We start from the raw sequence: 13,977 nt of genomic DNA on the forward strand, positions 1-13,977 counted from the left end.
AATGATTGAGTTTGAGGGCGCAACAAGCAGGTATCCGGACTTAAATATAAATATTGATATTCAATATTGGCATATCCACCTTCCCACATTTCTGCAGTGGTGTAAGTGAGAGCTTATAAAGATATGTTGTTCATTTTACCGTTGCGGGGGCAGTGTCGGATTCTCACCAACTTCCCTAAAGCCTGAGCTTGGACTCGTTGCAATTGCGCGCAGTATAAGGTTTGTGTCTACATTAGACAATCTATGTCAATATTATTCCGGATGAACTTTACTCAAGCTTTTAAAATTGCATTACAATGATTTGCCCCCATATTTATAGACTGACTATAAGTCGGGCAAAGTTTAAGCCAAAGAATTAGAGCGAAGTGTATGCGAACCCGTGCCAAGATTTGCGGAATAACACGAATAGAAGATATACATTCTGCTGTGAATGCAGGCGTGGATGCGATTGGATTTGTATTCTATGCATCCAGTCCAAGAAGTGTAACCATCGAACAAGCGAAAGAATTAGCAACGCATATTCCTGCTTATGTACAAATTGTGGGTTTATTCGTGAATGCAACATTTGATGGAATTTCTCAGGTTCTGGAAGAAGTACCTTTGGATATATTGCAGTTCCATGGTGATGAAACTGCAGAGCAATGCCAGCAGCTTGCAGCACAAACCAAACGCCGTTGGTATAAAGCCATTCAGGTTAAACCTAAGCTAGATGTCATTAATACTATAAAAAGCTATCAACATGCAGGTGCAAGCGCAGTATTATTAGACGCCTGGCATCCCGAGCTAAAAGGTGGAACAGGGCACAGCTTTGACTGGTCACAGTTCCCCACACTGAATGTTCCTTTAATTTTGGCAGGTGGTTTAAAGCCTGAAAATATTGAAGACGCTATAAAGACGACTAGGGCTTATGCAGTAGATGTCAGCGGAGGCGTAGAATCCGCTAAAGGTATAAAAGACCAACAACTCATTGAACACTTTATGCAAGGAGTCCAGCGTGGATCAGCAAACTGTTAATCAGAAAGATCAGGTGACTGACTATACCCAATTCCCCGATGAGCGTGGGCATTTCGGTATCCATGGCGGACGTTTTGTGTCAGAAACACTGATGGCAGCATTGGAGGATTTAGAAAAGCTCTATTTCCGCATGAAAAATGATGCACAGTTTCTGGCAGAATTCGACCGTGATTTAGCCTACTATGTAGGTCGTCCTAGTCCACTTTATCATGCTGAACGATGGTCTAAAGAGTTAGGCGGTGCACAAATTTACTTAAAACGTGAGGACCTGAATCATACCGGTTCGCACAAAATCAATAACACCATTGGTCAGGCATTACTAGCTAAACTTTCAGGTAAAAAACGGATTATTGCAGAAACTGGCGCAGGTCAGCATGGTGTAGCAACAGCTACGATCGCTGCACGTTTAGGACTTGAATGTGTGGTATTCATGGGTGCAGACGATGTTAAACGTCAAGCCATGAACGTATACCGTATGCGTTTATTGGGCGCGACGGTTGTGCCTGTGCAAAGTGGTTCAAAAACATTGAAAGATGCCATGAACGAAGCGATGCGAGACTGGGTGACCAATGTTGATTCAACTTATTATGTGATTGGTACTGTGGCTGGTCCACACCCATATCCGCAACTGGTTCGTGATTTCCAGTCGATTATTGGTCGTGAAGCACGTAAACAGATTCAGGAGCAAGCAGGGCGTTTGCCTGATGCACTGGTTGCATGTGTCGGTGGTGGTTCTAATGCGATGGGCTTGTTCTATCCGTTCCTGAACGATGAAGATGTGAAAATGTATGGTGTTGAAGCCGCAGGTCATGGTATTGAAACCGGTAAACACTCTGCGCCGCTAAATGCAGGTCATGTCGGTGTGCTACATGGTAACCGTACTTATTTGATGTCGGATGAGCAAGGTCAGATCATTGAAACACATTCAATTTCAGCCGGTCTGGATTATCCGGGTGTGGGTCCTGAACACAGTTTCTTAAAAGATATGGATCGCGTGAAATATGTGCCAATTAATGACCAGGAAGCGCTGCAAGGTTTCCGTGATTTGACTCAAATCGAAGGGATTATTCCAGCGCTTGAAAGTGCACATGCCATGGCTTATGTATCTAAACTTGCGCCAACGATGGATAAAGACCAAATTATTATTGCAACTGTTTCAGGTCGTGGTGATAAAGATCTAATGACAGTTGCGCGTATTGATGGCGTGGAAATGGTTGAAATGTAACTTCTTCTATAAGCTTCTTCCTATGGGAGATGGTTGGAGAGGGTGAGTTATAGAATCGTGTTGGGTGAAAGCTCAGCACGATTTTTTTAAAATAGAAGTTTATCCAAAACATGAATAAGGCGAAAGCGACATGGATGTAATGTCTGCTCAACAAGATGGTTTTGTTACTTTTGCTGAAACAAAAGTAATCTACTACCTACGAATGAAAACTCTAGTCAAATTAGTGGTCGTGGTTATGAAGGTTTGTTCTTTATCTATACGGAATCTTACTGTTTGAACCTCAAGGAGAAGGAGTTCGGACTGTTACTTTGGATAAGCCCAAATGAGAACCTAAAAATATATTTTGAGTTCGCAAGAAAGGCATCTTAAGGTTCAGTACACCTCATCGCAAAACTCGTCATGTACTTTCATAGAAACAATGTTTCGCAGAAACATTTTTAGCAGATAAGGTCTGACTCGAACAATTGTGAATGACATTCGCGTGTATCAAATAGAACTTTCAATTAGATTATTTTAGGGGATGTTATGCCCAGCTTATTTATCGTCATGCTCGGTGGTCGCCATGCTCGTGCCAATACGGAAGTGCATGATGTTGTCCTCGCCGTTGGTGAAACATTAGAAGACACCTATTCCCAACTCAAAAATGCATGGTTTGGTGAGCAAGAAGGCTTGCATATTGATGCTTGGGCACAAATTAATGGCGTGGAATTTGAGGGTGAAAAATATCAAATCCAATTCAGTAACGCACAGCCGAATCCATCTGAACAAAAGCTGTTTTTAATTAATCTGGGTGGTTATGATGCCCGTGAGTTTGGTGAGTTGCATCGCTATATTTTAGTAGTGGCACAAAATGCCATGGTGGCAAAACAGCGCGGTAAAGCTTACTTTGCCCAGCATTGGCAAAAACAGCATACAGACCGTGTGCTGGATGTAGATGACTGTATTGCGATCGATCAAGTACATGGTCGTTATGTGCAATTGGTGCAAGGTGGATTTAGTGGAAATCACTGGGAAAATACTTACTTGATCCTATCTGGAAACTAATTCATATCTATTTGATTAATAAATTATATTTATAAAATATTAAACATCTGGGAATAATATATCTTTTTATATATTTTCGACGAAAAGAAGGGTGTTGATACTTTTAAGTTAAATTTATATGGGCATAATAAGGTTAAGGATTTGTGATCTCTTAGCTAGATGGAATTTGATAAATGGATTTGATTCAATCAAATGGACAACCGCATTATGGACGTTTTAGTACTCTCCCAAAGACCATCGATTTAAATAAATACCAGTATAAGACGCCTTATGGGGAAGTCTTAAAAGGCTGGCGTAAACGGTTAAAATATAAGAAATTTAAATTTTGCTGTATTCAACATGAACATTACACCATTGGTCTGGCCATAGCCGATATCGCATGGGCAGGGCATGGTTTTTTCTATATTTATGATCATCAGCGTTCTGAGGTTTTAGAGTGGAATGCAATTAACTTTTTCTCGCGGCATACCGTCGTTGATGAGCAGCCACTTTATAACCAGAGTTTTTTCTCCAAGTCACCTTTTCAAATAGATATTCAACATGCCAATGGTGTGCGTTATATCCATGTGACTAAACATGGTGAAATCAAGTTAAGCGCACGAATTTTTTGTGCAGGTACAGATCCTTTAAGCATGTGTAGCCCGACAGGGATTAATGGTTGGACTTACACCCAAAAACTTACAACTTTGGGCTGTGAAGGTTTCTTTATAAATAAGCAGGGTCAAACCATACAGTTTCATGAAAAAACCTTTGCTTCACTCGATGATACCTGTGGTTTTTTACGTCCTGAAACAGCCTGGTTCTGGTTATCCTGTAATTTTTGGGATTCGCAAAATAATCGTATCGGATTGAATCTGGCATCGGGTGTGAATGAAAGCTTTGGCAACGAAAACTGCCTATGGATTAATGGCATTTTATATCCATTAAGCGACATTTTATTTCAGCAGCAGGGGGATGAGCATTGGACTATTCGCTCCCTGGATGAAAAGCTAAACTTGGATGTAAAAACCGGTTGGCGACGCTATGAAAACCTGAATTTAAGGCTGGTTGGTAGTCAATTTAGCCAATGGCAAGCCAAAATTAGCGGCACCATTCAGCAAGATGATCAGGAAATCATCTTGCTGAATGAATATGGCTTGCTCGAACAGCATTATGCCAAGTGGTAATACATTGCAAAATGATAAAAACCAAGTCTAGATTTATCTGGACTTGATGAGTCTAAACGGAATAAATATAAAATTTAGTCTTTGGCTGCCTGCCAGAAAGCTTCTCCAGCCTGAATTGGATCGCCTGTTTCTTCTAGGGTTTTTACCCAGACATCATATTGGGCAATCACAGGATGTTGGCTTGGGTGGAAATCTTTTTTGAACCATTCGCGATATGGCTTGTTCATTTTGGTGAGCATCCCATTTTTACCAAAAAACCACGGTAGGCCGCGAATGTTCATTTGCAGGCGTTGCACGGGTGTAAAGCCATCATACTTTAACATCACATTGGCGCGGTAAATGGTAAAGCCAAACATTAATACTGTGGTCCATGCCAAGGTGAATTTGCGGGTACTTTCAGGCACGTTTCCTACCTGTTTCATCACGTCAAACGCCACATCACGGTGTTCCATTTCTTCAATTGCATGCCATGCAAGCAGGGCACGGACATAAGGATGGGCATCTCGCAAGGTGTCTTTATGGCCATAGAATGTTTCTGCCATCAGCGCAGTTAAGTGTTCAGCGGCAGCCGTCATGGCAATATTGTATTGAGGAGAACGTTTTTCCAGTTCAAATTTAAAAATTTTGTTTAAACGCTGAATAAATTGGTCGACTGGCATACCTTGTTCTTTCATGACCTGATTCATTTTGTCATGTGCGATGCCGTGCTGCGCTTCCTGACGAATAAAATCAGCCACACGACGTTTCAGGTCAGGATCGGTAATCTGGTCGCGGAACAAGCGTACTGACTGAATAAAGTAACGTTCACCATCTGGAAAAGTCAGGCTGAGCGCATCGAACATACGGGTGATAAAGGGATCACCTGCGAACCAAAAACGTGGCACTTCATTCAGTTTAAAGTCAAGATTGCTGCGAACCACAGGTTCGACTTGATATTGGGCAATGGCATTCATTTTATTTTACTTAAATCGCCTTGGATAACTACAGTATGAAGGGATTTTTCAATTTTGTTTTGACAGGACTTGCCATTTTTTATACATTTTACGCCAAAGTGAAAATATAAAATGTCAAAAAACAAGGATAAATTGTGCAAGAACTGCAGATTCCCAATGGTTATTTTCAGCTGCTGAATATGTATTTGCTGCAGCAAGGAATGGACATTTTTACCTTGCCGTTTCTGGAACAGCATCAAACCCAATTGCGTTATGTGTTGTCCTTGCCGATCGATTCGCAATCGACCTATTCATTTTTTCTTGAGGTGGTGGAGCTTACCCGTCAACACGCTCATTGCCCGCAACTGGTTTTGGAAATGGCTCGGTTGATCCGTCCTGAACATTTTGGTGTATTGGGTTATATGGTTTCACGGAGTAATAGCGTGGCCGAAGCTTTGCACAATATTATTCGCTTTAGCCGTCTGGTGATTGATGGCGAAGCAGTTATTCCTATGCAATTGCTGCATCAGACTAAAGAAATTCATCTCTCTTGGCCGCTCCAGGATACCCGATATATGATGATTAATGAGCTGACTTCAGCATGTATGGCACATTTGGCCAAGCAAATTTTCCCCGCATCATTGCAATTGCTGAGTATGCAGTTTGCACATGCACCACAGATGGCGCGCTATCATTATGAAAAGTTTTTCGGTTGTGAGGTCAGTTTCGGTCATGTCCAATATTCTTTTGTGATTAGTTCGGACAATCTGGATTCAAAATCGGAACTGGCTGATCCTTCTTTAATGCAACTTTTGTTGCGCCAGGCAGAAGAGGCAATTGCTTCCAAGTCCCATTATGGAAGTTTAGATCAGCACATTTATATGCGAGTGGCTGAATATTTACGCCAGAAAAATAGTGTGCCCAAAATCGAGCAGATTGCGAATGAATTGCATGTCTCTGCACGGACACTGCAGCGGCAATTGAATGACCTCGATTCATCTTTTAAAAAGATTGTTGAGGCGGAGCGAATGAAACGCTGTGAACAATTATTGCAGCAAGATATGTCCCTGACAGATATCGCCATGCAATTGGGCTATTCAGATCAGTCTGCTTTGGCACGTGCCTATAAGGCCTATAGCGGTCAAACCTTATTACAAAAAAAACAGCAGTTCAAAATACCACCTAAGCCATAAAAAAAGCGATCCCTTTGGGATGCTTTTGAAATAAGGATTGATATTAAGCGGTTTTAAAACGAGGGAAGCGAAATGTGATGGCCAAGATCGCCATGATTGCCAATACCCAGCAATAGTAAATATTACCGATAAGCTCGATAGGTGACATTTTTGCAATCGAGCAGGCGAGGAGTAATTGCGCACCGTAAGGAATAATGCCTTGAACCACACAGGAAAAAATATCCAGTAATGCAGCCGCACGTTTTGGTTCTACACCATATTCTTTAGCCACTTCACGTGCCATATCACCAGACAAAATAATTGCAACAGTATTGTTGGCAACAAATAAATTGGCGAATATCACCAGAAAACTTAGACCTAATTCACCTGCACGTTGGCGTCCAACTTTAAATAAGCGGGTAATGCTGTAAATACGTTCGATGAGCCATTGTAGTCCGCCTTCTTTTTGCATAATGGCAGACAGACCACCCAAGAACATCGAAAGTAGCGCAACCTCAAACATCCCTACAAAACCGTCATAAATCGTATTGTTTAATTTTGAAACACCGAAATCAGGGCTGACCATGATCCCAGTCAGGCCTGAAAGCATAACGCCAATAGTTAAAACTGCCAGTACATGCAAACGCGAAAAAGCCAGAAAGAATACAGCCACATACGGCAAGATCAACCACAGGTCATAAGTTTTGTATGCAATGGTTTGTGAATCATGGCTAATAAAAGCATAAATCAAGATACTGAGAACTGCTGCAGGAACTGCAATCCATACGTTAACTTTGAATTTATCGCGTAGCTGAACTTTTTGACTGCTGGTTGCGGCAATGGTGGTGTCTGAAATCATTGACAAATTGTCACCAAACATGGCACCACCAACCACCGCACCGATAGCATAGACGGCTTCAATATTGGTGACCTGAGAAAAACCAAAGGCAATAGGCGCACAGGCAGCAATGGTACCCATGGACGTTCCCATTGCTGTTGCGATAAATGCTGAAATAACAAATAGCATCGGAAGTACAAAAGAGGGAGGGATAATCGAAAGACCTAATTGCACCGTCGCATCAACACTGCCAATGGCACTTGTGGTACTAGCGAATGCCCCGGCCAGCATAAACACCATAAACATCAGAATTAAATTAGGATGACTGGCACCTTTTAAAAAGGCATCAATGGCTGAATTTAATTTTCCACGGTAAAGCAGTACGGCAAGAATAATGGCCGGTAGAGCCGCCACAGGCGCTTTAACCTGATAAAAAGCAAACTCGGTACCAATGATGGAATGATAGATACCACTGCCTAAAAAAATGGCTAAAAATACAATGAGAGGCAGTAATGCCAGCGCGCGCGCGTGCACTTTACCTTGGGATTCGGGAGTCATATAAAATAAGAAAAATGAAAATCATGCTTAGTATAGTGCAGGTTTTGCTATTAGATAAAACATTAAATGTAAAAGCTAACTCAATTATTTTTATCATTTTTTTACTAATAAAAATAAGTTTATCTTAACATTGGATATTTTTTTAAATAGCAAAATTAGGCATCTTTGATCATTGAGAAAAAATCGTAAATATCAGTAAATGGTGTACTCGGATTGTTCTGAAAAAATGAGATTGTCAGTCGAATGTAGCGTGAAATGTTTGAACTCTATTCAATGAGTAAAAAATAGCGTTACAATGCGTTGTCTTGTATTTCTACAAAGCCAACTCCTCAGTTTTTAAATAATTCAAGGAAAGCATAACCTTATGTCACGTTTAGCCACTCGTTTTGGACAGCTTAAATCTCAGCAGCGTAAAGCGCTAGTTTCTTATGTAATGGCTGGTGACCCTCATCCAGAAGTAACTGTTCCATTGTTGCATCAAATGGTTGAGGCAGGGGTAGATGTGATTGAACTTGGTCTTCCATTTTCAGACCCTATGGCAGATGGTCCTGTGATTGCCCTTGCAGCAGAACGTGCATTGGCTGGTGGAACCAATACCCTGGATGCTTTGAACATGGTGAAAGAGTTCCGCCAGAAAGATACAGAAACACCCGTGGTTTTGATGGGTTATTTAAACCCGGTCGAAGTGATTGGTTATGAAAAATTTGTATCCTATGCGAATGAATGCGGTGTAGATGGCGTACTGCTGGTAGATTTACCGCCTGAAGAAGCAAAAAATCTGGGTGACGTGTTGAAAAAATTCGACATGGATCAAATTTTCCTGCTTGCACCTACCTCTACTGATCAACGCATTCAGCATGTGGCAAAACAAGCCAGCGGCTTTATCTATTATGTGTCCTTGAAAGGGGTAACCGGTGCAGCAACGTTAGATGTAGCTGAAGCGGCAGCCCGTATCCAGAAAATTAAAGCTGTGACTGATATTCCTGTTGGTGTGGGTTTTGGTATTAGCGATGCGGCCTCTGCGAAAGCAATGGGTGTGGCGGCTGATGCGGTTATTGTGGGCAGTGCTTTTGTCAAACAATTTGCCAACCTGGCGCCAGAACAAGCTGTTGTTGAAACGGTTAATAAAGTCAAGGAGCTTCGAGCTGCGCTCGATGAGTTAGTATGAATCAAGAAGTGAAAGCAGGCCAAATACTTAGCCCAGCGACGCCGTGGACGGAACGTCATGTTCCGGGTATTCACACCCCCGATGAGCAAACCGTACTCAAAGCAACCTTTACAGAGCCAACCATTGAGTGCCCTGAGTGTCACGCACTGGTTACACGTACAGCGATGTCCTTTAATGCTTATGTTTGTCCGCAGTGTGACGAACATTTGCGTATGAAAGCACGCGACCGTTTAAACTGGTTCTTCGATCAGGTTCAAAATGAACTGGGTCAGGAATTTGTTGCCAAAGATCCACTGAAATTTGTCGACAGCAAGGCCTACCCGGACCGTATGTCTGAAGCGCAAAAGAAAACCGGTGAAACTGAAGCCTTAGTGGTGATGCAAGGTTTACTGAAAGGCATTCCTTTAATCGCATGTGCATTTGAATTCGACTTTATGGGCGGATCAATGGGCACTGTGGTGGGTGACCGTTTTGTGCAAGCCGCTGAACGTGCCATTAAAGAGAAACAACCTTTAGTCTGCTTCGCGGCATCTGGTGGTGCACGTATGCAGGAAGGCATGTTGTCACTGATGCAAATGGCCCGTACTGCAGCAGCGATTCAACGCATGAAAGATGCTGGTTTGCCGTATGTGGTAGTATTGACCCATCCGGTTTATGGTGGCGTAACCGCTTCACTTGCAATGCTGGGTGATGTCCATATTGCTGAACCTAAAGCCATGATTGGTTTTGCGGGTAAACGCGTGATTGAGCAAACCGTACGTGAAAAACTGGAAGAACCATTCCAGCGTGCAGAATATTTGCTTGATCATGGTGTAATCGATCAAATTGTTCATCGTCACGCATTACGTGATACTGTATATCGTATTGTCGCGAAACTGATGAATTTGCCTTGAACACAGCACCACTTGCAACAGATTCTTTAAACACATGGCTCGATTATTGGAGCCATGTTCACGTTACGGGGATTGATTTAGGTCTGGAACGCGTCATTCCAGTGGCTGAAAAGCTGGGTGTGACACGTCCACAGGCAAAAGTTCTGACCGTAGCGGGAACCAATGGTAAAGGCTCCACCACAACCACTCTGGCGGCCATTTTAAATGTGCCGGGCTATAAAGTTGGATTGTATCAATCTCCGCATATTTACCGTTTCAATGAACGAGTGAAATTGTCGGGCATTGAAGTGGATGACCAGACTTTAGTAGATGCGTTTGTGCAAGTGGATCAGGCTCGTCGTGATTGTGATCTTAGTCTTTCTTTCTTTGAAGCTACTACACTGGCAGCCTTTGTTATTTTTAAAACCAAGCAATGTGATGTCTGGGTGCTGGAAGTCGGACTCGGTGGTCGTCTCGATGTAGTTAATGTGATTGATCCTGATGTTGCTGTGATTACTAATATTGGTTTAGACCATACCGATTGGCTGGGCGACACCATTGAAAAAATTGCCTTTGAAAAAGCCGGGATTATTCGTCCGAATATTCCTGTAATTTTTGCGGGTATACAAACTTTGCCATTAGCCATTCAAAATAAGGTTGATGAATGCAATGCGATCTTATACGTGGCTGATCGTGATTATTTCTATCAATATACTGACGATGCTCAGTCTTGGATGTTTGCCTCTTCAGGCACGACTTTAAAACTACCGACAGGTGCTTTGGCACTGGAAAATATTTCCACGGCTGTGGCTGCAATTTTGGTCAGTGGCTTAACGGTGACTCAAGAAGCCATCGCGCAAGGCATTCGACAGGCACGCCTGCAAGGTCGCTTTGAAATTCGCCAGATTCAGGGTAAAACGGTGATCTTTGATGCCGGGCATAATCCCCACGGCGTAGAATTTTTGTTAAATCAGTTGCGAAAATTTCTGGAATACAATAAACAGTACACAGAAGTGATCAGTGTTTTTTCCATGTTGGCAGATAAAGACATCAATTCTGTCGCAGAGTTGTTGAAAGATACTGTTTTAACATGGAAAATTTCACCGTTAACGGTTCCGCGAGCCGCTGCAATCGAACAGCTCGATGAAGCGTTACAGGGTGAAACAGTACAGCATTTCGAAAGTGTTCAATTGGCTTTTAAATCAGCGCTGAATGAAACTAAAAATAATCAGCTGATCTTGGTATGTGGTTCATTTCATACCTTAGAAGCGGTGTGGGAGTATTTGGAAGAATGTCAATGAATAGCAAACAACGCTGGATGGGTGGCGTTGTTTTATTAGGTGGTGGTGTTTTATTGGCAGCATTGCTCCTGAAAGGCAAAGAAGAAATATATCAAAACGAACTAAAAACCCCAGAGCTTGCAGCTCAAGTCACGCAGCAAAAGCCTGTTAGCGAAGGCGAAATGGTTCAGCTGCAGGCTTTAACGGTCGATGTGGAAACAGAAAAGCGTTTGCTTGAAGAGCAACGCCGTGCGCGGGAAAAAGCGGTTGCAGAACAAGAAGCTCGTGCAGCTGAGTTTTTAGTGATGCAGCAACAGGCCGAAGCAGAGGCAGCACGTAAAGCAGCAGAAGAATATGCGGCTTTAAATGCCCATCGTGCTGGCGTACAGCAAAGCTCGGATAATATTCCGCCTGAACTGGTGGAAGATGAAAAGGTTCAGCAAAAGCGTTTAGCTGATGAAAAACTGCTTACGCAAAAAAAGTTAGATCAGCAGAAAGCTCAACAACAGCGAACTGATGCTGATAAGAAAGCAGTTGAAGATAAACGTAAAGCCGAAGCTGATAAAAAATTAGCCGATATGAAAGTGGCTGAAAAGAAAGCAACAGAGAAAAAAGCGGCTGAAGAAAAAGCCAGACATGATGTTGAAGCAAAACGTAAAGCGGCTGAAAAGAATGAAGCTGAACAGAAAGCACTAGCAGAAAAGAAAAAAGCACAAGCCAAGCATGAAGCAGAAGCCAAGAAAAAAGCTGAAGCGGCTAAACAGGCAGAGGCTGAAAAAGCACGTGATCTGTTGGAAAATGGCGACAAACAGTGGATGGTGCAAGTGGCTTTGGCAGCCAATGAAGCCAATGCAGACGCCGTTGCATCCAAGTTGCGCGCTAAAGGCTACAAGGTCACCAAGAGTCCAACATCGAAAGGTGTTCGAATTATGGTTGGGCCATCGAAAAACCGAGATGCTGCAGATGCGGCGCGCAAGAAAATCAATAATGATGCGAGCCTAAATATGAAATCGGCTTGGGTGATTGAATGGGTACCACTCGATAAGCGTTAAATTTAGCTTAAGCTAAAACTAAGATGGATTCGACAGTTGCTGTTGAATCCATTTTACATTTTCAGGGCTGAATATTTTTTCAATATGAATCCAAACCGGATGAAAACCGTAACCACCGTGTTTCATTTCATTTAGTGCATCTTCAATTTTCCAGTTTTCAAAAATAATCCGGTACATGGCTACACTTGCACCAGTCCGGTCTGAACCGTGATAACAATGAATCAGAACCTTTTGATTTAAGGCTTTGGCTTGCTGAATCTGTTGCATGACCTGCAATAAATCTTCACGGGACATGGCCCAGGTATGAATGGGTACATGAACCAATTTAAAATCTGTGGAGGGAAGGACAGCCAGATTCTTATTTCTTGACCTTAAATTAATGACCACATCAATATCATGTGCTTTTAATTGCGGAATCAGTTCATCCGTGGGTTGTTCACTACGAAACACATGCTCGCTAACTTGATAAAAATTATCTTTTTGATTCAGCAGGGTTCCCCAGTGTTGAGGACGCTGTTCCGGTGGAACTGCGGGCGAATTCATACATCCCATCAAGCTTGAGCTACTTAATAAAAGGGCAATAACTGTTCTTCTCATCAGGTGAGATAACGCGCCAATTCAACAGGATCATGCGCACAAATGATTTCAATATTTTTTTCCGTTTGTGCCAGTTGTTGAATTTTATCCAGATTGTCTACGCGCATTGAGTTATTTTCGGCGAATATTCGCTCCAGCTTATCTAGCGTTCGCAGCTTATTTTTTGGGTCAAGTTGCAGGTGGGAGTAATAGGCATCGCCACAGAAGAACAGCCAGCCATGCTTTTGCTTGATGGCAATCCCACAATGCCCTTTACTATGACCCAACAGCGGAATCAATAAAATTTCATCTTGAAATAAGCTGAAGCTTTGTACCTGATGCAAATTAAACCAGGCTTCACCTTGTTCGGGTTCAATGAAGTTCCAGTAACGATGCTGTTTGAATTGTTGGGTTTTATAACGTGCTTTATTTTTTAGTGAGAATAAATTTTGCGTTGCATTATATTCACTCGAGAGTACATGGACAGTGGCATGTGGAAAGTCTGAAATCCCGCCGGCATGATCAAAATCCAGATGTGAAACAAGAATATGCCTAACATCTTGTGGACTAAAACCTAAGCGCTGGATTTGTGCAATCGCAGTCAACTCTAAATTATTTTCTATCCGGCCTAACCGCGAAACTAGGTTGCCTAAGCGGACTTTGGTATGAAGATAATCCTGTATGCCTAATCCGGTATCTACAAGTACCAAGCCTTGATCGGTTTCAAGTAGTAGACAATGACAAACCACTTTAGCATGTAAGCTTTTTTGCCCAAACAGGGGGCCGCAAACGGGACACATGGTGCCGCAGTGCAAATGATGAATATTATAAATCACAATATTTATTCTTAAGTTAATTAGGCGTATTTATAAACTGACTGCAAAATAAACACCAACTTGATTTTGTAATCCAATTTTTAGCAGAATAAAAAAGCCAGTCATCTGATCTGCACCCCGAAAGTTGGATACTTCGTCTAATTTGGAGGGTGCTTTTCTATGGCTAAATATTCGAAAGAATTCAAACTTAAAGTTGTTCAATATTACTTATCAGGTTTTGGATCAAAAACAACAGGTCATAAAT

At 42.2% G+C, this 13,977-nt stretch carries 13 protein-coding genes and 1 riboswitch; of the genes, 9 read left to right on the plus strand and 4 right to left on the minus strand.

Translation table 11 applies throughout. From position 1 onward, the window contains the following. Window positions 1-7: 7 nt before the first annotated feature. Window positions 8-213: riboswitch (cobalamin riboswitch) on the minus strand. Between the two features lie 156 nt (window positions 214-369). The 4 genes from ACKI4H_RS17785 (at window position 370) to ACKI4H_RS17800 (ending at window position 4,449) form a co-directional block, all read left to right on the plus strand. Beyond that, window positions 370-1,014, plus strand: coding sequence for a phosphoribosylanthranilate isomerase (locus ACKI4H_RS17785; protein ID WP_407308105.1), 645 nt, complete (start codon window positions 370-372; stop codon window positions 1,012-1,014). Continuing rightward, window positions 995-2,239, plus strand: coding sequence for a tryptophan synthase subunit beta (gene trpB, locus ACKI4H_RS17790; protein WP_407308107.1), 1,245 nt, complete (start codon window positions 995-997; stop codon window positions 2,237-2,239). The genes ACKI4H_RS17785 and trpB overlap by 20 nt, the downstream gene beginning before the upstream one ends. Before the next feature lie 525 nt (window positions 2,240-2,764). Continuing rightward, a complete protein-coding gene (locus ACKI4H_RS17795; RefSeq protein WP_407308109.1) occupies window positions 2,765-3,283 on the plus strand; it encodes a DUF1543 domain-containing protein in 519 nt (172 codons plus the stop codon). A gap of 173 nt (window positions 3,284-3,456) precedes the next feature. Further along, window positions 3,457-4,449, plus strand: a complete 993-nt coding sequence (locus ACKI4H_RS17800) for a DUF2804 domain-containing protein (protein WP_407308111.1) — start codon at window positions 3,457-3,459, stop codon at window positions 4,447-4,449. A gap of 74 nt (window positions 4,450-4,523) precedes the next feature. Here ACKI4H_RS17800 and ACKI4H_RS17805 read toward each other — a convergent pair whose 3' ends face one another. Next, the gene (locus ACKI4H_RS17805) at window positions 4,524-5,402 is read right to left on the minus strand and encodes a metal-dependent hydrolase (RefSeq protein WP_407308113.1); all 879 of its coding nucleotides are present in this window, start codon (window positions 5,400-5,402) and stop codon (window positions 4,524-4,526) included. A 134-nt stretch (window positions 5,403-5,536) separates the two neighbouring features. Here ACKI4H_RS17805 and ACKI4H_RS17810 point away from each other — a divergent pair, with 134 nt between their 5' ends. Further along, window positions 5,537-6,574: an AraC family transcriptional regulator ligand-binding domain-containing protein gene (locus ACKI4H_RS17810; protein ID WP_407308115.1), complete on the plus strand. Its 1,038-nt coding sequence runs from the start codon at window positions 5,537-5,539 to the stop codon at window positions 6,572-6,574. Between the two features lie 43 nt (window positions 6,575-6,617). On the opposite strand, the gene ACKI4H_RS17815 is transcribed toward ACKI4H_RS17810, so the two are convergent. Continuing rightward, on the minus strand, window positions 6,618-7,949 hold the full coding sequence (locus ACKI4H_RS17815) for a Na+/H+ antiporter NhaC family protein (protein WP_407308118.1): 1,332 nt from the start codon (window positions 7,947-7,949) through the stop codon (window positions 6,618-6,620). A 364-nt stretch (window positions 7,950-8,313) separates the two neighbouring features. Between ACKI4H_RS17815 and trpA the strand changes: the two genes are divergently transcribed. The 4 genes from trpA to ACKI4H_RS17835 are packed head-to-tail and all read left to right on the plus strand — an operon-like array spanning window position 8,314 to window position 12,321. Further along, entirely contained in the window at window positions 8,314-9,117 is an 804-nt protein-coding gene (gene trpA / locus ACKI4H_RS17820) for a tryptophan synthase subunit alpha (RefSeq protein ID WP_407308120.1), read from the plus strand. Continuing rightward, entirely contained in the window at window positions 9,114-10,010 is an 897-nt protein-coding gene (accD, locus tag ACKI4H_RS17825) for an acetyl-CoA carboxylase, carboxyltransferase subunit beta (RefSeq protein WP_407308122.1), read from the plus strand. The genes trpA and accD overlap by 4 nt, the downstream gene beginning before the upstream one ends. Next, window positions 10,007-11,290: a bifunctional tetrahydrofolate synthase/dihydrofolate synthase gene (folC, locus tag ACKI4H_RS17830; RefSeq protein WP_407308124.1), complete on the plus strand. Its 1,284-nt coding sequence runs from the start codon at window positions 10,007-10,009 to the stop codon at window positions 11,288-11,290. The genes accD and folC overlap by 4 nt, the downstream gene beginning before the upstream one ends. Then, a complete protein-coding gene (locus tag ACKI4H_RS17835) occupies window positions 11,281-12,321 on the plus strand; it encodes an SPOR domain-containing protein (RefSeq protein WP_407308126.1) in 1,041 nt (346 codons plus the stop codon). Before folC ends, ACKI4H_RS17835 begins: the two co-directional genes overlap by 10 nt. A gap of 18 nt (window positions 12,322-12,339) precedes the next feature. On the opposite strand, the gene ACKI4H_RS17840 is transcribed toward ACKI4H_RS17835, so the two are convergent. Together ACKI4H_RS17840 and ACKI4H_RS17845 are read right to left on the minus strand one after the other, a co-directional pair. Next, window positions 12,340-12,918: a dual specificity protein phosphatase family protein gene (locus ACKI4H_RS17840; protein WP_407308128.1), complete on the minus strand. Its 579-nt coding sequence runs from the start codon at window positions 12,916-12,918 to the stop codon at window positions 12,340-12,342. Next, on the minus strand, window positions 12,918-13,733 hold the full coding sequence (locus ACKI4H_RS17845) for an MBL fold metallo-hydrolase (protein WP_407308130.1): 816 nt from the start codon (window positions 13,731-13,733) through the stop codon (window positions 12,918-12,920). The genes ACKI4H_RS17840 and ACKI4H_RS17845 overlap by 1 nt, the downstream gene beginning before the upstream one ends. Between the last annotated feature and the right edge of the window lie 244 nt (window positions 13,734-13,977).

The organism is Acinetobacter sp., assembly GCF_045628685.1.
Classification (GTDB): Bacteria; Pseudomonadota; Gammaproteobacteria; order Pseudomonadales; family Moraxellaceae; genus Acinetobacter.